Below are 25930 nucleotides of genomic sequence, written 5' to 3' on the forward strand. Positions count from 1 at the left end.
ATCAGTTCAGCAGCGCGCCGCGCAGCGCCCCGGCGCCGCCGAGCGCGAGGCTGGCGCGGTACTGGGCCGGCGGCAGGCCGAACCAGCGTTTGCAGGCGCGGAAGAAGTTGCTGACGTCCACGAAGCCCAGCCGGTCGGCCACGTCCGCGAGCGTGTGGCGCTGCTCGGCCAGGTACTGCTTGGCGAGTTCGCGGCGCGTACGGTCGAGCAGGGCCTGGAACGACACCGACTCTTCCTGCAAGCGGCGCTGCAGGGTGCGGTCGGCCAGCCCGAGGCCCGAAGCCACGTCCTGGCGGCGCGGCTCGCCGTGCTGCAGCCGGCGCGCGATCTCGGCGCACACCAGGCTGGCGGTGGTGGTCTGGCCCAGCAGGTTGAGCTGGTCGTCGAGCAGGTGCTCCTGCATCTCGCCCAGCGCCGCGTGGTGGGTCGGCAGCGGCATCGTCATGTCGGCCGACGACAGCAGCAGGCGGTTGGCGGGCGCGTTGAAGCGGATCTCGCAGCCGAAGGCTTCGCGGTGCAGCCGGTCGTCGGCCGGCGGCGGGTAGACGAACTCCATGGCCAGCGGCTGCAGCTCGCGGCGCGTGAGCCACTGGCACTGCATGAAGACGGTGAGCAGGGCGTACTCGACGCGCTGGCGCGGAATCGGCAGCGTGCCGCCGGTGTGCTCCATGACCATCCAGCAGCCGCGCGCGTCGGACTGCAGCGAGAAGGCGGTGGCGTCGGAGATCACGGCCATGTAGCGCGCAAGCCGCGTGAGCGCCGCGCCCAGGTGGGGGCTGCAGGCCATGGCGTGGCCCACGGTGCCCAGCTTGCTGTGCGTGGCGGCCAGGTCGCGGTCCAGGCCCAGCGTGGGCCGTCCGGCGTGCGCCACGGCCACCTGCCAGAGCACCGAGATTTCGTCGACCGGGAAGCGCGCGTTCTGGCGGTGCAGCGATTCAGGGTCGAAGCCGGCGTCGCGCAGCAGCGCAGGCACGTTCAGCCCCTCGGCCTGGAACATCGACAGCACGCCTTCCAGCCACGCGGCCGAACTGGTGCGCAGCTCCGGCTGCGGGCAGCCGGGGCGGCGCGGCGGCCGGCGCGAATGGCGTGGCAGGGAGGCTTCTGAAGTCATTCGATTGGCTCGCTTGCGATAGCGGTGAAAACGGCGCCGGTTCCTAGAATTTTTCCAGTGCACAGCGGCCCCGCAGTATGGGCGGCGCGCACCGAGCCAGGAATTCCGATTAACCCGGTGTGGAGACAAAACATGAAGACAACGACAACGGCACAAAACCAGGGTGCGGCAGGACAGACGGCGATGGCGCGCGCCATTGCAACGGTGGCCACGCTGGCCGCCGCGGCGGCGCTCGCGGCCTGCGGCGGTGGCTCGTCGGGATCGCCAGGCTTCCCGATCCTGCCGCCCGCACCGGCACCGGCACCTGCCCCCGCTCCGGCGCCCGCCGCCGACGGCCCCATGGTGCGCCAGACCACGGCCGGCAAGGTCGAAGGCGTGGACGACAGCGCCAAGACCGGCACCTGGTCCTGGAAAGGCGTTCCGTTTGCCCAGCCCCCGGTCGGCGCGCTGCGCTGGCGCGCACCGGTCGAGCCCGAGGCGTGGACCGGCATCCGCCCGGCCAAGGCCTTCGGCAACGCCTGTCTGCAGATCGGTCGGCTCTTCAGCCCCGGCACCAGCAACACCTACGACGCAACCATCGGCACCAACCTGGGCAAGCCGGTCGGCAGCGAAGACTGCCTGTTCGTCAACATCTGGCGCCCGGCCACCACCGACAAGAACCTGCCGGTGCTGCTGTTCATCCACGGCGGCAGCAATATTTCAGGCTACACGGCCGATCCGCTGTACGACGGCGCGGCGCTGGCCAAGGCCACCAACGCGGTGGTCATCACCGCCAGCTACCGGCTGGGCATCCTGGGCTTCCTGAACATGCCGCAGCTGCGGCCGGGCGGCAGCGCGGGCGACGATTCGGGCAACTTCGCGCTGCTGGACAACATGGCGGCGCTGCGCTTCATTCAAGGCAATGTCGCCAACTTCGGTGGCGACCCGGGCAACGTCACGCTGTCGGGCGAATCGGCCGGCGCGACCAACCTGCTGGCGGTGATGACCTCGCCGATGGCCAAGGGCCTGTTCCACAAGGCCTTCGAGATGAGCGGCGGCATTTCGCTCGCGACCAACCTGCCGGCAAAGACGCTGCCGACGCTGCAGCCGGTGTCGGTGTCGCTGACGCAGGGCCAGACGATCCTCGAAAAGCTGCTTGTCGCCGACGGTACTGTGGCCGATGACGCGGCGGCCAAGGTGTACATCGGCACGCGCACGCCGGCGCAGATTGCCGAGTACCTGCGTGCGCAGGAGGGCGGGGCGCTGCTGACCAAGGTCGCTGCAGCCGGCCTGGGGGCCGTTGCGCCCATTCCCGACGGCACGGTACTGCCGGCCGACCCGATCGGCGCCATCGCAGCCGACAAGTACGTCAAGGTGCCCATGCTCGCGGGAAACACGCGCGACGAAGGCAAGCTCTTCGCGTCGCTGCTGAAGACCATCGGCTACCCGGACCCCGGCTGGATCGTCACCGACGCCCAGCGCTTCTCGATGATGTTCGGCTTCAACCCCGATGCCGCGCCCACGCTCACGGTGGCCGACATCATCCACCCGACCTACCTGCCGGTAGGTGCGGTTGGCCTGGGCTACAACGCGGCCACGGACACCATCACGCAGGGCCTGTTCGGCGCCAACCGCGACAACCTGCTCAACACCATGAAGACGCGCCAGTCGAACATCTGGCACTACCGCCTCGACTGGTCGCAGGAGGCCGCACCGTGGAACGACGTGTACGGCGCCGCGCACGCCTTCGACCTGCCGTTCGTGTTCGGCAATTTCGAAGGCTCGCTGCTCAGCAACGTGATGGGCGGCAAGGCCAACGAGAAGGGGCGCGTGGCGCTGTCGAAGGCCGTCATGGCCAGCGTCGGCGCGTTCATGCGCAACGGCGATCCGAACACGCCCGAACTCGGTGCAACCTGGGGCACGTGGCCTTCGCAGATGCTGCTCGACGCGACGCCGACGGCCGCCAAGATCACGCCGGTGACGGTCCCTTGAAGAGCCGCTTCGTTCAATCATGCAGTGCGGGTTTGTGTCATTGTGCAAGTGGCCGAAGCTTGCGTGAATCTCTCGTTCGCAAAGCTTTTTGAAGTCATTTCACATAGGAGTCCGTAGATGCTGGGTTTGATGCAAGACCAACCGCTTTTGATCTCGTCGCTGATCGAGTTCGTCGAGCGCCACAACGGCGACGGCGAGATCGTCTCGCGTCGTGTCGAGGGTGATATCCACCGCTGCACCTGGAGCGACATCGCATCGCGCGCCCGGCAGGTGGCCAACGCGCTGGACGGCGAGCAACTGCTGTTCAGCGACCGCATCGCCACCCTGGCCTGGAACGGCTACCGCCACCTGGAGCTGTACTACGGCGTGAGCGGCAGCGGCCGCGTGCTGCACACCATCAACCCGCGCCTGCACCCCGACCAGATCGCGTGGATCGCCAACCATGCCGAAGACCAGATCCTGTGTTTCGACCTGAGCTTCCTGCCGCTCGTGCAGGCCGTGCATGCGCGTTGTCCCACGATCCGGAAATGGGTTGCACTGTGTGACGCCGACAAGCTGCCGGCCGACAGCGGCGTGCCCAATCTCGTGAGCTACGAAACCTGGATGGGCGCGCAGTCCACCGACTACGACTGGCCCACCTTCGACGAGAACTCGGCCTCGAGCATGTGCTACACGAGCGGCACCACGGGCAACCCGAAGGCTGCGCTGTACAGCCACCGCTCGACCATGCTGCATGCCTACGCTGCCGCGCTGCCCGACGTCATGCGCATCTCGGCGCAAGACTCGGTGCTGCCGGTGGTGCCGATGTTCCACGTCAACGCCTGGGGCATTCCGTACTCGGCCGCGCTGGTGGGCTGCAAGCTCGTGTTCCCGGGCCCGTCGCTCGACGGCAAGTCGGTGTACGAACTCATCGAAGCCGAGGGCGTGACCTTCGCGGCCGGCGTGCCTACGGTCTGGCAGATGATGCTGGGCCACATGCAGGCCAACGGCCTGAAGTTCAGCAAGCTGAACCGCACCGTCATCGGCGGCTCGGCCTGCCCGCCGGCCATGATCACGGCGTTCCAGGAGAACTACAACGTCGAGGTGCTGCACGCCTGGGGCATGACCGAGATGAGCCCGCTGGGCACGCTGTGCACGCTGAAGAACAAGCACCTGTCGCTGCCCGCCGACGCGCAGCTGCAGATCCGCATGAAGCAGGGCCGCGCCATCTTCGGCGTCGACATGAAGATCGTCGACGGCAACGGCGACGAGCTGCCCTGGGACGGCAAGGCCTACGGCGACCTGCTGGTCAAAGGCCCCTGGGTCGTCAAGGAGTACTACAAGGGCGAGGGCGGCAACCCGCTGGTCGCCGACGGCGCGGGCCGGGGCTGGTTCCCCACCGGCGACGTGGCCACCATCGACGCCGAGGGCTACCTGCAGATCACCGACCGCAGCAAGGACGTGATCAAGTCGGGCGGCGAGTGGATCAGCTCCATCGAGATCGAGAACATCGCCGTTGCGCACCCGGCCATTGCCATGGCGGCCTGCATCGGCGTGTTCCATCCCAAGTGGGACGAGCGCCCGATCATCGCCGTCGTAAAGAAGCCCGGCGCCGAAGTCACCCGCGAGGAGCTGCTGAAGTTCTACGAGGGCAAGACCGCCAAGTGGCAGATTCCCGACGACGTGGTGTTCGTGGAGGCCATTCCGATCGGCGCCACCGGCAAGATTCTGAAGACCAAGCTTCGCGAACTGCTCAAGGACTACAAGCTGCCGGGCCTTTGAAGCACGGCCAAAGCCCACCCGCACTGTCGCGCACGCGATAGGAAGGCCGCTTCGGCGGCTTTCCTTCCGGGCAATCCCTGTGCGGCGAAGAAAAGGGCGCTTGTACGCTGGCGTCCCCCGGCTCTTTCACTCAGGAGACTCTTCATGCACTTCGGTATCAAGTCAGTGGCAGCCTGTGCCATGTTGGTGAGCGTTTCAGCGTCATTTGCCCAGAAGGGCGAGACCGTCAAGATCGCCTGGCTCGACCCGCTGTCGGGTCTCATGGCCGCCGTGGGCACCAACCAGCTCAAGACCACGCAGTTCCTGGCGGAAGAGTTCAACAAGAAGAATGCCTCGGGCGTGAAGTTCGAGATCATCGCGATCGACAACAAGCTGAGCCCGCAGGAGACCACCGCCGCGCTGCGCTCGGCGCAGGACCAGGGCGCGCGCTACATCACCCAGGGCAACGGCTCGGGCCCGGCGCTGGCGATCATCGATGCCATCGAGAAGAACAACGCGCGCAACCCCGGCAAGGAACTGCTCTACCTGAACTACGCGGCGGTCGATCCCGACCTCACCAACAGCAAGTGCAGCTACTGGCACTTTCGCCTCGATGCCGACACCTCCATGAAGATGGAGGCGCTGACCACCTGGATGAAGGACCAGACCGACATCAAGAAGGTCTATATCCTCGGCCAGAACTACGCGCACGGCGTGCAGGTGTCCAAGTACGCCAAGGAAGACCTGAAGGTCAAGCGCCCCGACATCCAGATCGTGGGCGACGACCTGCATCCGCTGGCCCAGGTGCGCGATTTCTCGCCGTACATCGCCAAGATCAAGGCCTCGGGCGCCGACACCGTCATCACCGGCAACTGGGGCTCCGACCTCTCGCTGCTCATCAAGGCGGCCAACGACTCGGGCCTGGACGTCAAGTTCCTCACGTACTACGCACCGGGCGCCGGTACGCCCACGGCCATGGGCGCCACCTCGGCAGGCAAGGTCTACACCGTGGCCTATGCCCACTACAACATGGGCGGTGAAATCCAGAAGCTGCTGACCGGCTACAAGAAGAAGATGAACGACGACCTGACGCAGTCGTCGATCTATCACACCTTCGCATTGCTCGATGCCGCCTTCGTGCAGACCAAGTCGACCGACCCCGTCAAGGTGGCCGCGGCGCTCGAAGGCATGAAGATCAAGAGCTTCAACGGCGAGGTCGAGATGCGCAAGGCCGACCACCAGCTGCAGCAGGGCCTGTACATCTCGCGCTGGGAGAAGGCCAGCGCCAAGTACCCCTACGACGCCGAGAACACCGGCTACACCAACGTCCCTGTGAAGTATTACGAGTCGTATGTGGCGAGCACGCCCACGACCTGCCAGATGAAGCGCCCCTAGGCGTCTTTGTGAACGCATTTCCTACCCATCGGTAGAAAAAACCTACCGATGGGTAGCAAATCAGGAAATGCACTGTCGCCTGCGCGATAGATACGTGCCCTTGCGGCCCCTTCCTTACGGGCATTCCCTGAGGGGTGGGGTGGCAAAGACTTGTACGCTTGTGCAGCGTTTTTGATATCGGTTCTGACCAGGAGATATAGATTGAAGTTCGCTCTGAAGATCGCTACCGCCGCCGTGCTCGCGGCAACTGCCGCCGGTGCATTCGCCCAGAAGGGTGAGACCGTCAAGATCGCGTGGCTCGACCCGCTGTCGGGCCTGATGGCGGCGGTCGGCACCAACCAGCTCAAGACCTTCCAGTTCCTGGCCGAAGAATTCAACAAGAAGAACGCGGCCGGCGTGAAGTTCGAGGTCATCGGCATCGACAACAAGCTCAGCCCGCAGGAAACCACCGCCGCGCTGCGCTCGGCCATGGACCAGGGCGCGCGCTACGTGGTGCAGGGCAATGGCTCCGGCCCGGCGCTGGCCATCATGGACGCGCTGGAGAAGCACAACGCCCGCAACCCGGGCAAGGAAGTCGTGTACTTCAACTACGCGGCCGTCGATCCCGACCTGACCAACAGCAAGTGCAGCTACTGGCACTTCCGCCTGGACGCCGACACCTCCATGAAGATGGAAGCGCTGACCACCTTCATGAAGGACCAGACCGACATCAAGAAGGTCTACCTGATCAACCAGAACTACTCGCACGGCCAGCAGGTCTCGAAGTACGCCAAGGACAACCTCAAGAGCAAGCGCCCCGACGTGCAGATCGTCGGCGACGACCTGCACCCGCTGGCCCAGGTGCGCGACTTCGCGCCCTACATCGCGAAGATCAAGGCGTCGGGCGCCGACACCGTCATTACCGGCAACTGGGGTTCCGACCTCGCGCTGCTCATCAAGTCGGCCAACGACTCGGGCCTGAACGTCAAGTTCTACACCTACTACGCCGTGACCAACGGCACGCCGACGGCCATGGGCGCGGCCTCGGACGGCAAGGTGTACATGGTGGGCTACAGCCACTACAACGCCCCGGGCCCGATCGCGCCGATGATGAACGAGTTCAAGAAGCGCTTCAACGAAGACCTGTACACGACCTCGCCGTACACCGTGTACGCGATGCTCGCCGAAGCCTTCGTGCGCACCAAGTCGACCGACCCCGTCAAGGTGGCCGCCGCCATGGAAGGCATGAAGTTCAAGAGCTTCAACGGCGACGTCGAGATGCGCAAGTCCGACCACCAGCTGCAGCAGGGCCTGTGGATCACGCGCTGGCAGAAGGCCGACGCGAAGAGCCCGTACAGCCCGGAAAACACCGGCTACACGCTGGCACCGGTGAAGTACTACGAGCCCTACGTCTCGAGCACGCCCACGTCGTGCCAGATGAAGCGACCCGGCGGCGCCTCCTGATCGGCGTCTGATCGCCCCCTGACCGGTCGAGGCCCGACTTCAACACTCGGGCCTCTTTCTTTTTCAACCGACACGGAAGACCGATGAACGTCGAATTCTTCGTCATCTCACTGCTCAACGGCGTCAGCTACGGCTTGCTGTTGTTCATGCTGAGCTCTGGCCTTACGCTGATCTTCAGCATGATGGGTGTGCTCAACTTTGCACACGCCAGTTTCTACATGCTGGGCGCCTATTTCGCCTACACCCTGTCGGGCGTCGTCGGCTTCTGGCCTGCGCTCTTTCTCTCGCCGCTGCTGGTGGGCGCACTGGGTGCGGCCTTCGAGCGCTACAGCCTGCGCCGGGTCCACAAGTTCGGCCACGTGCCCGAGCTGCTGGTGACCTTCGGCCTTTCGTACCTCATCCTCGAGCTGGTCCAGCTGGTCTGGGGCCGCTCCACGGTGCCCTACGGTCTGCCCGAGGCACTGCAGGGGCCGCTCTTCACGCTGTACGGCACGCAGTTCCCCAAGTCGCGCTCGTTCATCATGCTGGTGGCGCTGCTGATGCTGGTGTCCGTGTGGCTGCTGCTCACGCGCACGCGCATCGGCCTGGTGATCCAGGCGGCGCTCAAGCACCCCGACATGGTCGAGGCGCTGGGCCACAACGTGCCGCGCGTGTTCATGCTGGTGTTCGGCGGCGGTGCCGCGCTCGCCGGCCTGGCGGGCGTGGTCGGCGGCAACACCTACGTCACCGAACCGGCCATGGCGGGTTCGGTCGGCTCCATCATCTTTGTGGTGGTGGTGGTCGGCGGCATGGGCTCGCTGGCGGGCGCCTTCCTGGCGTCGCTGCTGATCGGCATCATCCAGACCTTCGCCGTGGCGCTGGACCACTCGCTGGCCACCGCGCTGCAGGCGCTGGGCGTGGCCGTGACCGACCAGACCTTCGGCTACGAGCTGCTCAAGCTCACGATCTCGCAGGTCGCGCCGATCCTGCCGTACCTGTTCCTCGTGCTGATCCTCATCTTCCGCCCGAAGGGTCTTCTGGGCACCCGGGAGGACTGACACCATGACCACCGCAACCACCACTTCCCCGACCCCGACGCGGTACTACCGCTTCAAGCCCTGGAACATCGGGCGCTACCTGATCTGGGCGCTGTTCGCGCTGGTGCTGATCATCTCGCCGATGCTGTTCAAGAGCAGCCTGGCGCTGACGATGCTCTCGCAGATGGGCTACCTGATCATCATCTGCCTGAGCTACAACATCCTGCTGGGGCAGGGCGGCATGCTGAGCTTCGGCCATGCCGTCTACACCGGCCTGGGCTCGTTCATCGCCATCCATGCGATGAACCTGGCGACCAAGGGAGGCCCGACGATTCCGCTGGTGCTCATTCCGCTCGTCGGCGGTCTGGCGGGGATGTTCTTCGCCATCCTGCTGGGCTTCGTGACCACCAAGAAATCGGGCACCACCTTTGCCATGATCACCATGGGCATCGGCGAGCTCGTGGCCTCGATGGCGCTGATGTTCCCGAGCTTCTTCGGCGGCGAGGGCGGCATCACCACCGACCGCGTGTACGGCCCGACCTTCTTCGGCTTCAACTTCGGTTCGCAGATCCAGGTGTACTACCTGATCGCCGCGTACTGCTTCGTGTGCACCGCCCTGATGTATGCCTTCACCGGCACGCCGCTGGGCCGCATGCTGAACGCGGTGCGCGACAACCCGGAGCGCGTCGAGTTCATCGGCTACAACACGCAGCGCGTGCGCTACTTCGCGTTCATCATCGCGGGCTTCTTCGCTGGCATCGGCGGCGGCCTGGCCTCGATCAACTTCGAGATCGTGAACGCGGCCGACAGCCTGAACGCCATCCGCTCGGGCGGCTACCTGCTGTTCACCTTCCTGGGCGGCGCGGTGTTCTTCTTCGGTCCGATCATCGGTGCGGTGCTGCTGGTGTTCGCCTCGATCCTGCTGTCCGAACTGTCGAAGGCCTGGCAGCTGTACTTCGGCCTGGTGTTCGTGTTCATGGTGATGTTCGCCCCGGGCGGCATCGCGAGCCTGGTCATGATGAACCTGCGCGTGGCCAAGTTCGGCAAGTTCAACCGCTTCTGGGGCCTGTACGCCGCGCTCGCCGTGGCACTGGTGCCGGTCGTCATCGGTGCGGCTGCGCTGATCGAGATGATCTATCACATCCAGCTCAATGCGGCGATGGGCCCGGACCTGAAGTTCTTCGGCACCACGCTGAACACGGCGGGCATGAGCAGCTGGCTCGGCGCCATCGCGATCCTGGCCGTCGGCCTGGGCCTGCTCGAGGTGGCCCGGCGCCGCTTCGTGCGGGTCTGGGGCCAGGCGCAGGAAGAGATCGAAGCAGAAATCAAACGTCGGGAGGCGGCGTAAATGAGCGCGCAATACGCATTGGAACTGAAGGCGCTGCGCAAGAATTTCGGCAAGACCGAAATCATCCGCGGCGTGGACCTGGCGGTGAAGGCCGGCGAACGCATCGCCGTGATCGGACCGAACGGCGCGGGCAAGTCGACGCTGTTCAACCTGATCAGCGGGCGGCTCACGCCCACCAGCGGCGAGGTGCTGCTCAACGGCCAGCGCATCGACGGCAAGAAGCCTTACGAAATCAACCGCCTGGGGCTGTCGCGCAGCTTCCAGATCACCAACATCTTCCCGAAGCTCAGCGTCTTCGAGAACCTGCGCTGCGGCGTGCTGTGGAGCCTGGGCTACAAGTACACCTTCCTGCGCTTTCTCTCGAACCTGGACGACGCCAACGCGCGCACCGAAGAGCTCATCAAGCAGATCGGCCTGGAGCGCAAGCGCGACGTGCATGCGGTGAACCTCACCTATGCCGAACAGCGCGCGCTCGAGATCGGCGTGACGATTGCCGGCGGCGCCGGCGTCATCCTGCTGGACGAGCCGACGGCCGGCATGAGCAAGACCGAGACTTCGCACTTCATCTCGCTCATCAAGCACGTCACCGTCGGCAAGACGCTGCTGACGGTGGAGCACGACATGGGCGTGGTCTTCGGGCTGGCCGACAAGATCGCCGTGGTGGTCTACGGCGAAGTCATCGCCTTCGATACGCCGGCTGCCGTGCGCGCCAATGCGCGCGTGCAGGAGGCTTACCTCGGTTCCTCCGTGGCCGATGCACAGGGGGCGGGACACTGACATGCTGAAGCTTCACGACATCCACGCCTACTACGGCAAGAGCCATGTGCTGCATGGCGTTTCCTTCGACGTCCGCCCGGGCGAAATCGTGGCCCTGCTGGGACGCAACGGCTCGGGCCGCTCGACCACGGCCAAGGCCATCATGGGCCTGGTGCATGCCGAAGGCACGCTGCAGTGGAAGGGCAACGACATCCTGCGCCGCAAGGCCTACGAGATCGCGCACATGGGCATCGGCTACGTGCCCGAGAACCGCGAGATCTTCCCCAAGCTCACGGTGCACCAGAACCTGCTGCTGGGGCAGAAGGGCACGGGCAAAGGCAGCCGCTGGCAGTTCGACGACATGTACACGATGTTCCCGCGCCTGAAGGAGCGCCAGCACACCGAGGCCGGCGTGCTCTCGGGCGGTGAGCAGCAGATGCTCACGCTGTGCCGCACGCTCATGGGCGACCCCGACCTGATCATCATCGACGAGCCGACCGAAGGCCTTGCGCCCAAGATCGTCGAGCTGGTGGGGCAGTACCTGCGCACGCTGAAGGATAAGGGCATCTCGGTGCTCCTCATCGAACAGAAGCTCACCATCGCGATGCAGATTTCGGACCGCGCGCTCGTCATGGGCCACGGCAGCATCGTGTTCGACGGCACGCCCGACAGCCTGCGCGCCGACGGCAACACCCGCAGGGAATGGTTGGAAGTCTGATCCAGCCGGGAGTCCGGGCTGCGCCCCGGATTCCCCTTGTCCCGACAGCGACTGCGTGCCATTGTTGCGACGCGCAAAACGCCTAGAATCTTCGAAAAAGAACACTCGTGCTTTTTCTTCTTTTTCTTCACACACCAAGGAACGCAGCATGACGGCTGAATACAAAGTGCTCGGCGATGTCGCCGTGATCACCCTGACCAACCCGCCGGTCAACGGTCTCGGCTTCTCGACACGCATCGGCATCACCGACGGCCTGTCCAAGGCCAATGCCGACAGCGCCGTCAAGGCCATCGTCATCACGGGCGCCGGCAAGGCGTTCTCGGGCGGTGCGGACATCAAGGAATTCGGCACGCCCAAGGCGCTGCAAGAGCCCAACCTGCTGAGCGTGATCCTCTCGCTCGAAGCCTCTCCCAAGCCCATCGTCGCAGCCATCCACTCCGTGTGCATGGGCGGCGGCCTCGAGCTGGCGCTCGGCTGCCACTACCGTGTGGCCGCTCCCGGCACCAGCGTGGCACTGCCTGAAGTCAAGCTCGGCCTGCTGCCGGGCGCCGGCGGCACGCAGCGCCTGCCGCGCGTGCTCGGCGTGGAAACGGCCCTCAACATGATCGTCAGCGGCGAGCCGGTGAAGAGCGAACTGCTCGCCAGCCTGCCGGGCCAGAAGCTGTTCGACAAGCTGGCCGTCTCGGCCGAGTCGGTGTTCGACGAAGCCGTCGAGCTCGCCAAGTCGGTCGCAGCCAAGGGCGGCGACCTGCCGCTGGTGCGCAACCTGCCGTGCAAGCACCCGCAAGGCGATGCCTACTTCCAGTTCGCCAAGAACATGGTCGGTGGCATGTCGAAGAACTACCCCGCGCCGCTGAAGTGCGTCGACGCTGTGCAGGCCGCAACGAAGATGAAGTTCGACGACGGCATGGCCGAAGAGCGTCGCCTCTTCACCGCGCTGATGTTCACGCCCGAATCGCTGGCGCTGCGCCACCTGTTCATGGCCGAGCGCGCTGCAAGCAAGATTCCCGACGTGCCCGAAGACACGCCCCAGCGCGACATCAAGGCCGTCGGCGTCATCGGCGCCGGCACCATGGGCGGCGGCATCTCGATGAACTTCCTGAACGCGGGCATCCCCGTCAAGATCCTCGAGATGAAGCAAGAGGCACTCGACCGCGGCATTGCCACCATCAAGAAGAACTACGAAGCCCAGGTCAAGAAGGGCAAGCTCAAGCAGGACAAGTACGAGCAACGCATGGCGCTGTTGAGCACCACGCTGAGCTACGACGACCTGAAGGACGCCGACCTCATCATCGAAGCCGTGTTCGAAGAAATCGGCGTCAAGGAAAAGGTCTTCAAGGAACTCGACCGCGTCGCCAAGAAGGGCGCCATCCTGGCCTCGAACACCTCGACGCTCGACGTCGACAAGATCGCCTCGTTCACCGACCGTCCGCAAGACGTGGTCGGCATGCACTTCTTCAGCCCCGCCAACGTGATGAAGCTGCTCGAAGTGGTGCGCGGCAAGGCCACGTCCAAGGACGTGCTGGCCACCGTGATGGCCATCGGCAAGAAGATCAAGAAGACCTCGGTCGTGTCGGGCGTGTGCGACGGCTTCATCGGCAACCGCATGATCGAGCAGTACAGCCGCCAGGCCGGTTTCCTGCTGGACGAAGGCGCCACGCCGCAGCAGGTCGACAAGGCCGTCGAGAAGTTCGGCTTTGCCATGGGCCCGTTCCGCATGGGCGACCTGGCCGGCAACGACATCGGCTGGGCGATTCGCAAGCGCCGCGCCACCGAGCGCGCCGACATGAAGTACAGCCGCACCGCCGACAAGCTCTGCGAACTGGGCCGCTTCGGCCAGAAGACCGGGGCAGGGTGGTACGACTACCAGGCCGGCAAGCGCGACGCCATTCCGTCGGAACTCGTCAACAAGATGATCGAGGACCACCGCAAGGAACTGGGCATCACGCCGCGCAAGATCTCCGACACGGAAATCGTGCAGCGCCTGGTGTTCGCCCTCGTCAACGAAGGCGCGCACATCCTGGAAGACGGCATTGCCTCCAAGTCGGGCGACATCGACATGGTGTACCTCACCGGCTACGGCTTCCCGATCTACCGCGGTGGCCCGATGCACTACGCCTCGCAGGTCGGCCTGTACAACGTGGCCGAGACGATGAAGCGCTTTGCGCAGAACCCGCGCGACGACGCCGAGTTCTGGCAGCCCGCACCGCTGATCCAGAAGCTGGTGGCCGAAGGCAAGTCCTTCAGCTGACACGACTGAACCCGGATCAAGACCGCCCATGTTGAAACGCATCTTCCTCGGGCTGCTGCTGGTGCTGCTGGCACTCGTGGCGGCCGTGGCGGTCAAGACCTGGACCACGCCATCGCAACAGCTTGCGGTGGCGCCCGCACCGAAGCTCGAGATCGACCTGCAGGCCGCTGCGAAGCGGCTGGCCGGTGCGATCCCGATCCGCACGGTGTCGAGCCTGGACGATCCGGCCGCCAACCTGGCCGAGTTCGACAAGCTGCACGCCTACCTGGCGCAGCAGTACCCGAAGGTCCACGCCACCCTCAAGAAGGAAGTGGTGGGCCAGAAGGCCTTGCTCTACACCTGGACCGGCACCGAACCGTCGGCCAAGCCGATCGCGCTCATGGCGCACCAGGACATGGTGCCCATCGCGTCCGGCACCGAAAAGGCCTGGTCGGTCGACCCCTTTGCGGGCGAGATCAAGGACGGCTTTGTCTGGGGCCGCGGCACGCTCGACAACAAGGGCAACCTCTTCGCGCAGATGGAAGCCATCGAACTGCTCATCGGCAGCGGCTTCCAGCCGAAGCAGACGGTCTACCTCGTGATGGGCGACGATGAAGAGGTGAGCGGCCTGCGCGGCGCGCAGCCCATCGCCGAACTGCTCAAGTCGCGCAACGTGCGCCTCGACTGGGTGCTCGACGAAGGCCTGCTCGTGCTCGACGGCGTGCTGCCGGGCCTGAGCAAACCCGCGGCGCTGATCGGCCTGGCCGAGAAGGGCTACGGCACTTTCTTCCTGTCGCTCGACACCGCGCCCGGCCATTCGTCGATGCCGCCGCAAAAAAGCGCCATCGGCCGCATGAGCGCCGCGCTCGCGCGGCTCGAAGCCAACCAGATGCCCGGCGGCATCCAGGGCGTGGCGGGCCAGATGTTCGGTGCGCTCGCCCCCGAGATGGGCGGCGTCAACCGCGTCATGCTGTCGAACCTGTGGCTCACCGAGCCGCTGGTGCGTGGCCAGCTCGAGAAGAGCCCGAGCAGCAACGCCATGCTGCGCACGACCACTGCATTGACCATCGTGCGCGCCGGCAACAAGGACAACGTGCTGCCCGGCCGCGCCGAGGCTGCCGTCAACTTCCGCGTGCTGCCCGGCGACACGCTCGCCAGCGTCGAGGCGCACCTGCGCAAGGCTTTGGGCGACGACGAGATCAAGATCAAGCCGTATCCCGGCAACTCGGAGCCCTCGCCGGTGTCGCCCACCGACAGCACCGGCTACCGCGCGATCCAGCAAGCCGTGCGCCAGAGCTTCCCCGACGCCGTGGTGGCGCCCGGCCTCATGACCGCCGCCACCGACTCGCGCCACTTCAGCCTCGTGAGCGATGCCGTCTTCCGCTTCTCGCCGTTCCGCGTGAAGGGCGAAGACCTGGCGCGCTTCCACGGCAACAACGAACGCCTGGCCATCTCGAACTACGGCGAGATGATCGGCTTCTACCACCAGCTCCTGCGCAACACGAACGCTGCCGCGCCGGCGCAATGACGACCCCGTCTTCTTCCTCTTTTCCCTTCCATCTTCAAAGGACCTCACCATGACCAGCGCCGTCATCGTTTCCACCGCCCGCACGCCGCTCGCGAAGAGCTGGAAGGGTGCCTTCAACATGACGCACGGCGCCACGCTGGGCGGCCATGCCGTGCAGCACGCGGTGCAGCGCGCCGGCATCGACCCGGCTTCGGTCGACGACGTCATCATGGGTTGCGCCACGCCTGAAGGCGCCACCGGCTCCAACATCGCGCGCCAGATCGCACTGCGCGCCGGCCTGCCGGTCACCACCTCGGGCATGACCATCAACCGCTTCTGCTCGTCGGGCCTGCAGACCATCGCCACCGCCGCCCAGCGCATCATCGCGGGCGAGGGCGAGGTGTACGTGGCCGGCGGCGTCGAGAGCATCTCGTGCGTGCAGAACGAAGCCAACACGCACATGCTGGCCGACCCGTGGCTCGTGAAGCACAAGCCCGAGATCTACTGGAACATGCTGCAGACCGCCGAGCAGGTCGCCAAGCGCTACAACATCGGCCGCGACGCCATGGACGAGTATGGCGCACAGAGCCAGCAGCGCGCCACCGCCGCGCTCGAAGCGGGCCTGTTCAAGGCAGAAATCGCCCCCATCACCGTGCTGGCCGGCGTGGCCGACCCCGTGCTGGGCCTGCGCACCAAGGAAGTCACGATCGAGAACGACGAAGGCATTCGTCCCGGTACCACCAAGGAAGGCATCAGCGGCATCCGCCCGGCCATGCCCGGCGGCCTGATCTCGGCCGGCAACGCCAGCCAGTTCTCGGACGGCGGCGGCGCCTGCGTGCTGGTCGACGAGAAGTACGCGCAGCAGAAGGGCCTGGCGCCCATCGGCCGTTTCCTCGGCTTTGCCGTGGCCGGTTGCGAGCCCGACGAAATGGGCATCGGCCCGGTCTTCGCCATCCCCAAGGTGCTCAAGCGCCTGGGCCTCACGGTCAACGACATCGACCTGTGGGAACTGAACGAAGCCTTCGCCGTGCAGGTCATCTACTGCCGCGACAAGCTGGGCATTCCGGGCGACCGCCTGAACGTGAACGGCGGCGCCATCGCCGTGGGTCACCCCTACGGCGTGAGCGGCCAGCGCCTCACGGGCCACGCGCTCATCGAAGGCAAGCGCCGCGGCGCCAAGAAGGTCGTGGTCACGATGTGCATCGGCGGCGGCATGGGCGCTGCGGGCGTGTTCGAGGTCCTGTAACCATGTCCGGCTTGGGCATTGACCAGGAGGTCTCGCCCGAAGCCGTCCTGGAATATGGGCGCAGCGTGCTCGCTGCGCAGCCCTTCAGCGTGCTGATCGGCGCCGAGCTGCACGCCCTCGCGCCGGGCCATGCCGAGCTTCAGCTGCCGCTCACCGCGCAGCTGAAGCAGCAGCACGGTTTCGCCCATGGCGGCATCGTGAGCTACATGGCCGACAACGCGCTGACCTTTGCGGGCGGCAGCGCCTTGCGTGTGCCGGTCGTGACCTCCGAATTCAAGATCAACTACGTGCGGCCCGCCATCGGCCAGCGGTTGATTGCGCGCGCCCGGGCCGTGCACACCGGCAGCTCGCAGGCCGTGTGCACCTGCGAGGTGGTGGCGGTGGCCGACGACGGCACCGAGAAGCTCTGCGCGCTGGCGCAGGGCACCATTGCCACGCTGCCCGATTCCCCGAAGAAGAAGACTTCGTCACCCGCGAAGTCGTAGCCTGAAGAAGACATCACCATGAGCCTGCGTCCCACCCTCGACTTTCTGCTTTACGACTGGCTCGACGCCGAGAAGCTCAACCAGAGCGAGCGTTTTGCCGACCACTCGCGCGAGACCTTCGACGCCGTGCTCGACACCTGCGAGCGCATTGCGCGCGAAAAATACGCGCCGTTCAACCGCACCGTCGACACGCAGGAGCCGCATTTCGACGGCGAAAAAGTCATCCTGCCGCAGGCCACGCACGATGCGCACAAGGCCTTCGTCGAGTCGGGAATGATGAGCGCCGCGCAAGACTACGACATTGGCGGCATGCAGCTGCCCTACACGGTGCAGGCCGCCGCCAACAGCTTCTTCGCGATGGCCTCGGTGAGCATCGGCTCAAACATGCTCACCAGCGGCAATGCCAACCTGCTCATGGTGCACGGCACCGAGATGCAGAAAGAGGTGTTCGCCAAGAACGAATTTTCGGGCCGCTGGGCCGGCACGATGTGCCTGTCGGAGCCGCAAGCCGGCTCGTCGCTGAGCGACGTGGCCACGCGCGCCGTGCCCGATGGTGCCGACTACCAGAACGATCCGCTGGGCCCGCGCTATCGCCTCACCGGCAACAAGATGTGGATCTCGGCCGGCGACCACGAACTGACCGAGAACATCGTGCACATCGTGCTCGCCAAAATCCCCGACGAGAACGGCAAGCTGGTGCCGGGCACGCGCGGCATTTCGTTGTTCATCGTGCCCAAGCGCATGGTCGACACGCAGGGCGCACTCACGGGCGAGCGCAACGACGTGGCGCTGGCCGGCCTGAACCACAAGCTCGGCTGGCGCGGCACCACCAACACGCTGCTGAACTTCGGCGAAGGCAAGTACCCGGTCGGCGGCAAGGCCGGCGCGGTGGGCTACCTGGTCGGCTCGCCCGGCAAGGGCCTGCACTGCATGTTCCACATGATGAACGAGGCCCGCATCGGCGTCGGCACCGCCGCCACCATGCTCGGCATGGCCGGCTACTACGCCTCGCTCGACTACGCCAGGAGCCGCCCGCAGGGCCGGCTGGTGAAGAAGCCTGAAGCGGCCGGCGCCGCCGTGGTCAAGGACTCCGCCGCGCCGCAGGTGCGCATCATCGAGCACGCCGACGTGCGCCGCATGCTGCTCGCCCAGAAGGCGTACTGTGAGGGCGCGCTGGCGCTGGAGCTGTACTGCGCCCGCCTGGTCGACACGCAGAAGACCGGCGATGCGCAGACGGCCGACGACGCGCGCCTGCTGCTCGAAGTGCTCACGCCCATCGCCAAGAGCTGGCCCAGCGAATGGTGCCTGGAAGCCAACTCGCTGGCGATCCAGGTGCACGGCGGCTACGGCTACACGCGCGACTTTCCGGTGGAGCAGTACTGGCGCGACAACCGCCTGAACATGATCCACGAGGGCACGCACGGCATCCAGGCGGCCGACCTGCTGGGCCGCAAGGTGCTGATGGAAAAAGGCCGCGGCCTGCAGCTGCTGGCTGGCCGCGTCACCGAGACCATCGGCCGCGCCGCCCAGGTGCCCGCGCTGGCGCCGCACGCCAAGGCGCTGGGCGCCGCGCTGCAGCGCATCGGCAGCGCGACCGAGGCCGCCTGGTCCACCGGTGATCCGGCCGACGCGCTGGCCAACGCCGTGCCCTACATGCAGGCCTTCGGCCACACCGTGCTGGCCTGGCTCTGGCTCGACGTGGCCCTGCGGGCGCTGGAAATCGACGCGCAGAAGGAGAGGGCGGTAACAGCTGGCAAGATTGGCGCCACGGACTACTTCTTCCACTACGAGCTGCCGAAAATCGGTGCCTGGCTCAACGTGGTGGAGAGCCGTGACCCGACCTGTACCGCTTTGCCTGAGGACGCTTTCTGACAATGGCCAACGCCGCCCCGAACTCACCCCCGCCCGCCGCCCAGCCGCCGAAACCACCCAAGCCGCATGCGCGGCTCGAGAAGTGGATCTGGATCCTGATCTACGGCGGCCTGTTTCTCGTGATCCTGGGCGTGGCCACGGGCCGCACCGAGCCCGCACTGGGCTGGTCGATGGCCGTGCCCGGCGGCGTCGTCACCGCGGTGGGCATCGTGCTCATCTACGTGCGTTCGCGGCTCAAGTAAAAAAACAAGGCAAGGACCCAGACCATGCTCAAGCACATCGTGATGTGGAAGTTCAAGGAACACGCCGAGGGCGCCGACAAGGCGACCAACCTGCGCAAGGCCAAGGCGCTGCTCGACGCCTGCGCGAAGCTCTCGCCCGGCACGCACCGTTTCGAGGTGGCCATTGCCCAACCCGGGCTCGAGGCCACCTACGACCTGATCCTCAACTCGGAGTTCACCGACGCCGCCGCGCTCGCGGCCTATGCGGACCATCCGCAGCACGTGGCGCTCAAGCCCTTCATCGGCGCCGTGCGAGAGGCCCGCCAGTGCATGGACTATGAGCTCTGAACCCCACGCGCCCGACGCCACGGCCTCACCGGCCGAGCGGCGGGCGTTCGGCCGTGCACAGCGCACGCGTTGCGCGCTCGGCCAGTGGGCGCAGGCGCCCCGGCCCGACGCCAAGGACCGCGACCCGCTCGGCTGGCTGAAGGCCTCCAACCGTGGCCGCGTGCCCGAACTGGTGCCGGTGCGCCACGGCCGCATGCTGGTCAGCCCCTTCACCTTCTACCGCGGCGCCGCGAGCCTGATGGCGAACGACCTGGCCAGACTGCCGCACAGCGGCATCGCGACGCAGCTGTGCGGCGACGCGCACCTCGCGAACTTCGGTTTCTTTGCCAGCCCCGAGCGCGCGCTGGTCTTCGACATCAACGATTTCGACGAGACCCTGCAAGGGCCTTTCGACTGGGACGTGCGCCGGCTGGCCACCTCCTTCGTGGTGGCCGCGCGCGACCGGGGTTTCAAGCCGCGCGTCGGGCGCGAGGCCGTGGAGCACCTGGCCGAGGCCTACCGCGATCGCATGCGTGCCTTTGCACGCATGGACACGCTGGAGGCCTGGTACGCGCGGCTCACGTCGCAAACCCTGCTGAAGCTCGGCGCCGAAGACGCGACCGAGCTCGCGGTCATCAAGAAGGCGCGCCGCAGCACCTCGCGCGTGTTTGCTGACAGCGCGACCGAGATGGTCGACGGCCGCCTCATGATCCGCGACCAGCCGCCGTTCGTGTACCACGACGCCCGCGCAACGGCGCGTGAAATCAAGCGCTTTCGCGCCGGGCTGCCGGCCTTCCTGGCGCAGTACCGCGCCAGCCTGCCGCCCGAGCGCCAGCGGCTGTTCGACCGCTACGAACTGCACGACGTCGCGGTGCTCACGCCCGGCGTCGGCTCGGTCGGCCGGCGCTGCTTCCTGCTGCTGTTCGTGGCCGACCGCGCGCACCCGCTGTTCCTGCAGTGCAAGGAGGCCGGAGATTCGGTGCTTGAAGCCCCGCTGGACGCGGCACCGGGCACGGCGTCGCCAGGCCAGCGCGTGGTGCAGGGCCAGCGGTTGGCACAGGCCGCCAGCGACGTCTTCCTGGGCTGGGCCCAGGGACCGGGCGGGCGCGGCTTCTATGTGCGGCAGCTGCGCGACATGAAGGCCTCCTACAAGCTCGAAGACTTCAAGCCGGTCGACCTGCTCGAGTTCGCCGAAGCCTGCGGCTACAGCCTGGCCCGCGCGCATGCCAAGGGTGGCGACGCCTGGGCCATCGACGGCTACCTGGGGCGCTCCAAGACCTTCAACACAGCGCTCGCGGACTTCGCGGAAGGCTATGCCGACGTGAACCAGGCCGACTGGCGCCGGCTGAAAAAAGCCGTGGCCGCCGGCAAGGCCGCCGCCGTCGAAGCCGACGACGCTGCGTCCTGACGGGCCCGAAGCACTGCCAACACCATCCTCTTCTTTCATCATCCACATCGGAGACACCGACATGACGAAGCCCCGCACCACCCAACAACTGTTCGACCTCACGGGCCAGACCGCCCTCATCACCGGCGGCTCGCGCGGCCTGGGCCTGCAGATGGCCCATGCGCTCGGCGAAGCCGGCGCGAAGATCATGCTGAGCTCGCGCAAGGCCGAAGACCTGGAGCAGGCCGCCGCCGAGCTGCAGGCCGCCGGCATCGACGCGCGCTGGATCGCCGCCGACTGCTCGAAGGAAGAAGACACCCGCCGCCTGGCCGACGAAACGCTGCAGCGCATGGGCGGCATCGACATCCTCATCAACAACGCCGGCGCCAGCTGGGGTTCGCCCGCCGAGAGCCACCCGGTCGAGGCCTGGGACAAGGTGATGAACCTCAACGTGCGCGGCTACTTCATCCTGGCGCAGCACGTTGCCAACGGCTACATGATCCCGAAGAAGCGCGGTCGCATCATCAACATCGCCTCGATCGCGGGCCTGAACGGCAACCCGCCCGGCATGCAGACGCTGGCCTACAACACTTCGAAGACCGCGGTGATCGGCTTCACGAAGACGCTGGCCGCCGAATGGGGCAAGTACAACATCAACGTCAACGCGATCTGCCCGGGCTTCTTCATGACGAAGATGGCGGCCGGCCTGATCAAGTCGCTGGGTGAAGAGCACATGGCCGCCTCGGCGCCGCTGGGCCGCCTGGGCGACGACGAAGACCTGAAGGGCCTGACGCTGCTGTACGCGAGCGATGCCGGCAAGCACATCACCGGCCAGTGGGTCGCGGTGGACGGTGGCGTGAGCGTGGTGCTGGGTGCGGCCTGACATGTCCGATTCGCCCGAAACGTCCAGCGACATCAACATCCGCTCGTACACGACCCAGATTCCGTTCGCGCGCCACCTCGGCTTCGAGCTCACGAAGTTCGAGGGCGGTGAATCGGAGATCCTGTACACGGCCAAGCCCGAGCACCTGAACACCTTCGACGTGACGCACGGCGGCGCCTGCATGACGCTGCTCGACATCGCCATGGCCGCCGCTGCACGCAGCGTGACGCCCGAGACCGGCGTGGTCACCATCGAGATGAAGACCAGCTTCATGCAGCCGTCGGTCGGCCCGCTGCATGCGCGCGGCACGCTGCTGCATCGCACCGCGACGCTGGCTTTTACCGAAGCCAAGATCTACGACGAGCAGGAGCGCGTGTGCGCCCATGCCACCGGCACCTTCAAGTACGTGAAGCGCCGGCTGCCGACCGGCCCCGCGAGCGCGAACGCGATGCGTCCGCCATCGACCGACTGACCGACTCACATTCCCTTTCCGGAGACACCTTCATGCCTACCAACAAGCAGATCCACCTCGACAACCGCCCCGAGGGCGAAGCCGTTGCCAGCAACTTCAAGCTCGTGACGAGCGAGACGCCTGCGCTGCAAGACAACCAGGTGCTGGTGCGCCACCACTTCATGAGCCTCGACCCGTACATGCGCGGGCGCATGAACGACGCCAAGAGCTACGCGCAGCCGCAGCCGCTGGGCCAGGTGATGCAGGGCGGCACGGTCGGCGAAGTGGTCGAGAGCAAGCACCCCAAGTACGCCGTCGGCGACAAGGTCGTCGGCTTCGGCGGCTGGCAGGAATACAGCGTGGTCGATGGCTCGCAGCCCGGCGCGCTGAAGAAGGTCGACACCACGCACGTGCCGCTTTCGCACTACCTCGGCGCAGTCGGCATGCCCGGCGTGACGGCTTGGTACGGCCTCGTGAAGATCATCGCGCCCAAGGCCGGTGAAACCGTCGTCATCACCGCCGCCAGCGGCGCCGTGGGCAGCGCTTTCGGTGCGCTGGCCAAGGCACGCGGCTGCCGCGTGGTCGGCATTGCGGGCGGCCCCGACAAGTGCAAGTACGTGACCGACGAGCTCGGCTTCGACGCCTGCATCGACTACCGCCAGCACCCCGACGTGAAGACCATGAGCGCCGCGCTCAAGGAAGCTTGCCCGCATGGCATCGACGGCTACTTCGAGAACGTCGGCGGCTACATCTTCGACGCCGTGCTGCTGCGCACCAACGCGTTTGCGCGCGTGGCGCTGTGCGGAATGATCGCGGGCTACGACGGTGCGCCGCTGCCACTCGCGAACCCCGCGCTGATCCTCATCAACCGCCTGAAGATCGAGGGCTTCATCGTCAGCGAGCACATGGAAGTGTGGCCCGAGGCGCTGACCGAACTCGGCACGCTGGTGGGCACGGGCAAGCTCAAGCCGCGCGAGTCGGTGGCGCAGGGCATCGAAGCTGCCCCTGAGGCCTTCCTGGGTTTGCTCAAGGGCAAGAATTTCGGCAAGCAACTGGTGAAGCTCATTTGATGTTTTGAAACGCACGGCAAGGAGGCCGGTTATGGACACGACACACGAGGTCTTCAACCAGCCCGCGCCGCTGGTCGGCTACAACCTCTTCGACACCAACCGCCCCCTGCGCGATGCGCTGACGTTCAACGCGCCCGCGCTGCAGACCACGCAGCTGCACGAGCTGGGCGCCACCCTCGGCTCGACCGCCATGCAGACGCATGCGCGGCTGGCCAACATCCACACGCCGCAACTGCACACGCACGACCGCTTCGGCCGGCGCATCGACGAGGTGGAGTTCCATCCGAGCTACCACGCGCTGATGCAAACGGCCGTGGGCGCGGGCCTGCACGGCACGCCGTGGACCGGCCTGTCGGCCTCGCCGCACGTGCTGCGCGCGGCGGGCTTCATGCTTTTCACCGAGCTGGAGCCGTCGGTGCTGTGCCCGATCTCGATGACCTACGCCGTCACGCCCGCGTTGCGCGGCAATGCGGGCGTGCATGCCGAGTGGGGCCCGAAGCTCGCCAGCCTCTGGTACGACCCCGTGCTGAAGCCGCTGCACGACAAGCCCGGCGTGACCATGGGCATGGGCATGACCGAGAAGCAGGGCGGCTCCGACGTGCGGGCCAACACCACGCAGGCCGTGCGGGACAACAGCTCAGGCAGCGACGCCTGGGGCGAGCGCTACGCCATCACCGGCCACAAGTGGTTCTTCTCGGCGCCCATGTGCGACGCCTTCCTGATCCTTGCGCAGGCGCCGGCGGGGCTGTCGTGCTTTTTCCTGCCGCGCGTGTTGCCCGATGGTTCGCGCAATGCCATCCACATCCAGCGCCTGAAGGACAAGCTCGGCAACAAGGCCAACGCCAGCTCCGAGGTCGAGTTCCACGGCGCGAGCGCGTGGCTCGTGGGCGAAGAGGGGCGCGGCATTCCGCAGATCCTCGAGATGGGCACGATGACGCGGCTCGACTGCTCGCTCGGCACCAGCGGCCTCATGCGCCAGGCGCTGGGCATTGCGCTCAACCACACGGCGCAGCGCAACGCCTTCGGCAAGCCGTTGATCGAACAGCCGCTCATGAAGAACGTGCTGGCCGACCTCGCGCTCGAAAGCGAAGCCGCCACCGCGCTGGCCATTCGCCTGGCCCGCGCCTTCGACCAGCAAGGCAACGAACACGAGCGCCTGATGGCACGCCTGCTCACACCGGTCGCCAAGTTCTGGATCTGCAAACGCGGCAGCCATTTCGCGCAGGAGGCGATGGAGTGCCTCGGCGGCAACGGCTACGTGGAAGAGGGCGGCGAGGGCGTCATGGCGCGCATCTACCGCGAGATGCCGCTCAACTCCATCTGGGAAGGCGCCGGCAACATCATGGCGCTCGACCTGCTGCGCGGCCTGCGCAAGGGCGATGCCGTGGCCGCGCTGGCACACGAACTGGCCCCGGCGCGCGGCCAGCAAGCCGCCCTCGACCGCCTGGCAGACGCCTTGCCCGCACGCATCGAGGCCATGGCCTCCGAGACCGAGGCGCGCCGCCTCGCGCAAGACGTGGCACTGGCCGTGCAGGCCGCCTTGCTGGTGCAGACCGCACCCGCGGCCGTGGCCGACGCCTTCTGCGCTTCGCGCCTGGGCGGCGACTGGGGCCAGGCCTTCGGCACGCTGGGCGCGGGCACCGATTTCGATTCGATCATCCAGCGCGCACAGCCGTGCTGACCACAACCAAGAACACCTCCACGAAAGACACCATGGCCGACCTCATCCTTCACCACTACACCACCTCGCCGTTCTCGGAAAAGGTGCGCCTGATCCTCGGCGCCAAGAAGCTGCCGTGGAAGTCGGTCTTCATTCCGCCGATCATGCCCAAGCCCGACGTGGAAGTGCTCACGGGCGGCTACCGCAAGACGCCGTTCCTGCAGATCGGCGCCGACATGTACTGCGACAGCGCGCTCATCGCCGACGTGCTGGAGCACCTGCAGCCCGAGCCCACGCTCTACCCCGAACCCGAGAAGGGCATGTCGCGCATCCTCGCGCAGTGGGCCGACACCAGCCTGTTCTGGGCCGCGATGGCGTGGAACCTGCAGCCCAAGGGTGCGGCCGAAGTGTTCGCCAAGGCGCCGCCCGAAGCCATCAAGGCCTTCGGCGAAGACCGCGGCAAGATGAGCGCAGGCAACATGACCCGCCTGCGCCCGGCCGACGCCACCAGCGCCTACAAGTCGTACCTGCGCCGCCTGTCGGACATGCTCGACGACAAGCCCTTCCTGCTCGGCGAGATGCCCAGCATTGCCGACTTCTCGGCCTACCACCCGCTCTGGTACACGCGCCGCATCGAGGCGGTGAAGGGCATCCTGGAGCTCACGCCCGCGGTGCTCGACTGGATGGACCGCATGGCGGCCATCGGCCACGGCACATCGTCGAAGTTCTCGAGCGACGAAGCCGTCGCCGTCGCCAAGGCTGCCACGCCGCACACGCTGCTGACCGACAGCACCTTCCAGGACGACCACGGCATTCCGTTGGGCAGCGCCGTCACCTTGCGCGCCGAGAGCTTCGGCCTCGAAGAGACGCCGGGCCTTCTGGTGGCCGCCACGCGCACGCACTACACGCTGGAGCGCAACAGCGAGCGCACGGGCCGGGTGCATGTGCACTTTCCGCGCATTGGGTATGTGTTGAAAAAAGCAGAAGCCTGATGACCGAAAGATCCGCGCGCGACGGGCACCTTCGTGACTGCGCGCGCGGCGGTTCCGTATTTCAATAGCGGCTTCCGCTTCAACGTCAGACACATTCAGCA

The 25930-nt window shown here is 66.4% G+C and carries 22 protein-coding genes; 21 read left to right on the plus strand and 1 reads right to left on the minus strand.

The window, feature by feature from the left end; genetic code table 11:
• Position 1: 1 nt before the first annotated feature.
• Positions 2-1093 carry an AraC family transcriptional regulator gene (locus tag GFK26_RS24485; protein ID WP_153286092.1) on the minus strand — a complete coding sequence of 364 codons (1092 nt, stop codon included), beginning with the start codon at positions 1091-1093 and terminating at the stop codon, positions 2-4.
• Positions 1094-1243: 150 nt separating this feature from the next.
• Here GFK26_RS24485 and GFK26_RS24490 point away from each other — a divergent pair, with 150 nt between their 5' ends.
• The 21 genes from GFK26_RS24490 (at position 1244) to GFK26_RS24590 (ending at position 25829) form a co-directional block, all read left to right on the plus strand.
• Positions 1244-3082 carry a carboxylesterase/lipase family protein gene (locus tag GFK26_RS24490; protein WP_153284255.1) on the plus strand — a complete coding sequence of 613 codons (1839 nt, stop codon included), beginning with the start codon at positions 1244-1246 and terminating at the stop codon, positions 3080-3082.
• Between the two features lie 117 nt (positions 3083-3199).
• On the plus strand, positions 3200-4843 hold the full coding sequence (locus GFK26_RS24495) for a 3-(methylthio)propionyl-CoA ligase (protein WP_153284256.1): 1644 nt from the start codon (positions 3200-3202) through the stop codon (positions 4841-4843).
• Between the two features lie 144 nt (positions 4844-4987).
• On the plus strand, positions 4988-6217 hold the full coding sequence (locus tag GFK26_RS24500) for a branched-chain amino acid ABC transporter substrate-binding protein (RefSeq protein WP_153284257.1): 1230 nt from the start codon (positions 4988-4990) through the stop codon (positions 6215-6217).
• Between the two features lie 201 nt (positions 6218-6418).
• On the plus strand, positions 6419-7660 hold the full coding sequence (locus GFK26_RS24505) for a branched-chain amino acid ABC transporter substrate-binding protein (protein WP_153284258.1): 1242 nt from the start codon (positions 6419-6421) through the stop codon (positions 7658-7660).
• Between the two features lie 83 nt (positions 7661-7743).
• Positions 7744-8697 (plus strand): branched-chain amino acid ABC transporter permease, encoded by a 954-nt coding sequence (locus tag GFK26_RS24510; RefSeq protein ID WP_056580816.1) that lies wholly within the window; start codon positions 7744-7746, stop codon positions 8695-8697.
• A gap of 4 nt (positions 8698-8701) precedes the next feature.
• Positions 8702-10024, plus strand: coding sequence for a branched-chain amino acid ABC transporter permease (locus GFK26_RS24515; protein ID WP_153284259.1), 1323 nt, complete (start codon positions 8702-8704; stop codon positions 10022-10024).
• Complete coding sequence (locus GFK26_RS24520) at positions 10025-10801, plus strand: ABC transporter ATP-binding protein (protein WP_062471315.1); 777 nt, start codon at positions 10025-10027, stop codon at positions 10799-10801. It begins immediately after the preceding gene.
• A 1-nt stretch (position 10802) separates the two neighbouring features.
• On the plus strand, positions 10803-11498 hold the full coding sequence (locus GFK26_RS24525) for an ABC transporter ATP-binding protein (protein WP_101491595.1): 696 nt from the start codon (positions 10803-10805) through the stop codon (positions 11496-11498).
• Between the two features lie 148 nt (positions 11499-11646).
• Entirely contained in the window at positions 11647-13749 is a 2103-nt protein-coding gene (locus tag GFK26_RS24530) for a 3-hydroxyacyl-CoA dehydrogenase NAD-binding domain-containing protein (protein ID WP_153284260.1), read from the plus strand.
• Between the two features lie 28 nt (positions 13750-13777).
• Complete coding sequence (locus tag GFK26_RS24535) at positions 13778-15256, plus strand: M20 family peptidase (protein ID WP_153284261.1); 1479 nt, start codon at positions 13778-13780, stop codon at positions 15254-15256.
• Between the two features lie 49 nt (positions 15257-15305).
• Complete coding sequence (locus tag GFK26_RS24540; protein WP_153284262.1) at positions 15306-16481, plus strand: acetyl-CoA C-acyltransferase; 1176 nt, start codon at positions 15306-15308, stop codon at positions 16479-16481.
• A 2-nt stretch (positions 16482-16483) separates the two neighbouring features.
• A complete protein-coding gene (locus GFK26_RS24545; RefSeq protein ID WP_153284263.1) occupies positions 16484-16966 on the plus strand; it encodes a PaaI family thioesterase in 483 nt (160 codons plus the stop codon).
• A gap of 18 nt (positions 16967-16984) precedes the next feature.
• Complete coding sequence (locus GFK26_RS24550; RefSeq protein WP_153284264.1) at positions 16985-18838, plus strand: acyl-CoA dehydrogenase; 1854 nt, start codon at positions 16985-16987, stop codon at positions 18836-18838.
• Between the two features lie 2 nt (positions 18839-18840).
• On the plus strand, positions 18841-19080 hold the full coding sequence (locus tag GFK26_RS24555) for a hypothetical protein (protein WP_153284265.1): 240 nt from the start codon (positions 18841-18843) through the stop codon (positions 19078-19080).
• 24 nt (positions 19081-19104) lie between these two features.
• Positions 19105-19407, plus strand: coding sequence for a Dabb family protein (locus tag GFK26_RS24560; protein ID WP_153284266.1), 303 nt, complete (start codon positions 19105-19107; stop codon positions 19405-19407).
• Complete coding sequence (locus GFK26_RS24565) at positions 19397-20794, plus strand: DUF2252 domain-containing protein (protein WP_194273948.1); 1398 nt, start codon at positions 19397-19399, stop codon at positions 20792-20794. The genes GFK26_RS24560 and GFK26_RS24565 overlap by 11 nt, the downstream gene beginning before the upstream one ends.
• Before the next feature lie 61 nt (positions 20795-20855).
• The gene (locus GFK26_RS24570) at positions 20856-21656 is read left to right on the plus strand and encodes an SDR family oxidoreductase (RefSeq protein WP_153284268.1); all 801 of its coding nucleotides are present in this window, start codon (positions 20856-20858) and stop codon (positions 21654-21656) included.
• A gap of 1 nt (position 21657) precedes the next feature.
• A complete protein-coding gene (locus GFK26_RS24575) occupies positions 21658-22128 on the plus strand; it encodes a PaaI family thioesterase (RefSeq protein WP_099797028.1) in 471 nt (156 codons plus the stop codon).
• A 32-nt stretch (positions 22129-22160) separates the two neighbouring features.
• Positions 22161-23177, plus strand: coding sequence for an NADP-dependent oxidoreductase (locus GFK26_RS24580; protein ID WP_153284269.1), 1017 nt, complete (start codon positions 22161-22163; stop codon positions 23175-23177).
• A gap of 31 nt (positions 23178-23208) precedes the next feature.
• Positions 23209-24858 carry an isovaleryl-CoA dehydrogenase gene (locus GFK26_RS24585; RefSeq protein ID WP_153284270.1) on the plus strand — a complete coding sequence of 550 codons (1650 nt, stop codon included), beginning with the start codon at positions 23209-23211 and terminating at the stop codon, positions 24856-24858.
• Between the two features lie 32 nt (positions 24859-24890).
• Entirely contained in the window at positions 24891-25829 is a 939-nt protein-coding gene (locus GFK26_RS24590) for a glutathione S-transferase family protein (RefSeq protein ID WP_153286093.1), read from the plus strand.
• Positions 25830-25930 lie beyond the last annotated feature (101 nt).

Origin of the sequence: Variovorax paradoxus (genome assembly GCF_009498455.1) — a bacterium.
In the GTDB taxonomy this organism is placed as follows: Bacteria; Pseudomonadota; Gammaproteobacteria; order Burkholderiales; family Burkholderiaceae_C; genus Variovorax; species Variovorax paradoxus_H.

What these genes read in the sequence shown, in the direction of transcription:
- GFK26_RS24535 (WP_153284261.1), top strand. Translation starts at nt 13,778, where the DNA reads ATGTTGAAACGCATCTTCCTCGGGCTGCTGCTGGTGCTGCTGGCACTC.
- GFK26_RS24565 (WP_194273948.1), top strand. Translation starts at nt 19,397, where the DNA reads ATGAGCTCTGAACCCCACGCGCCCGACGCCACGGCCTCACCGGCCGAG.
- GFK26_RS24550 (WP_153284264.1), top strand. Translation starts at nt 16,985, where the DNA reads ATGAGCCTGCGTCCCACCCTCGACTTTCTGCTTTACGACTGGCTCGAC.
- GFK26_RS24525 (WP_101491595.1), top strand. Translation starts at nt 10,803, where the DNA reads ATGCTGAAGCTTCACGACATCCACGCCTACTACGGCAAGAGCCATGTG.
- GFK26_RS24570 (WP_153284268.1), top strand. Translation starts at nt 20,856, where the DNA reads ATGACGAAGCCCCGCACCACCCAACAACTGTTCGACCTCACGGGCCAG.
- GFK26_RS24490 (WP_153284255.1), top strand. Translation starts at nt 1,244, where the DNA reads ATGAAGACAACGACAACGGCACAAAACCAGGGTGCGGCAGGACAGACG.
- GFK26_RS24500 (WP_153284257.1), top strand. Translation starts at nt 4,988, where the DNA reads ATGCACTTCGGTATCAAGTCAGTGGCAGCCTGTGCCATGTTGGTGAGC.
- GFK26_RS24585 (WP_153284270.1), top strand. Translation starts at nt 23,209, where the DNA reads ATGGACACGACACACGAGGTCTTCAACCAGCCCGCGCCGCTGGTCGGC.
- GFK26_RS24590 (WP_153286093.1), top strand. Translation starts at nt 24,891, where the DNA reads ATGGCCGACCTCATCCTTCACCACTACACCACCTCGCCGTTCTCGGAA.
- GFK26_RS24545 (WP_153284263.1), top strand. Translation starts at nt 16,484, where the DNA reads ATGTCCGGCTTGGGCATTGACCAGGAGGTCTCGCCCGAAGCCGTCCTG.
- GFK26_RS24540 (WP_153284262.1), top strand. Translation starts at nt 15,306, where the DNA reads ATGACCAGCGCCGTCATCGTTTCCACCGCCCGCACGCCGCTCGCGAAG.
- GFK26_RS24560 (WP_153284266.1), top strand. Translation starts at nt 19,105, where the DNA reads ATGCTCAAGCACATCGTGATGTGGAAGTTCAAGGAACACGCCGAGGGC.
- GFK26_RS24555 (WP_153284265.1), top strand. Translation starts at nt 18,841, where the DNA reads ATGGCCAACGCCGCCCCGAACTCACCCCCGCCCGCCGCCCAGCCGCCG.
- GFK26_RS24510 (WP_056580816.1), top strand. Translation starts at nt 7,744, where the DNA reads ATGAACGTCGAATTCTTCGTCATCTCACTGCTCAACGGCGTCAGCTAC.
- GFK26_RS24530 (WP_153284260.1), top strand. Translation starts at nt 11,647, where the DNA reads ATGACGGCTGAATACAAAGTGCTCGGCGATGTCGCCGTGATCACCCTG.
- GFK26_RS24580 (WP_153284269.1), top strand. Translation starts at nt 22,161, where the DNA reads ATGCCTACCAACAAGCAGATCCACCTCGACAACCGCCCCGAGGGCGAA.
- GFK26_RS24495 (WP_153284256.1), top strand. Translation starts at nt 3,200, where the DNA reads ATGCTGGGTTTGATGCAAGACCAACCGCTTTTGATCTCGTCGCTGATC.
- GFK26_RS24520 (WP_062471315.1), top strand. Translation starts at nt 10,025, where the DNA reads ATGAGCGCGCAATACGCATTGGAACTGAAGGCGCTGCGCAAGAATTTC.
- GFK26_RS24575 (WP_099797028.1), top strand. Translation starts at nt 21,658, where the DNA reads ATGTCCGATTCGCCCGAAACGTCCAGCGACATCAACATCCGCTCGTAC.
- GFK26_RS24515 (WP_153284259.1), top strand. Translation starts at nt 8,702, where the DNA reads ATGACCACCGCAACCACCACTTCCCCGACCCCGACGCGGTACTACCGC.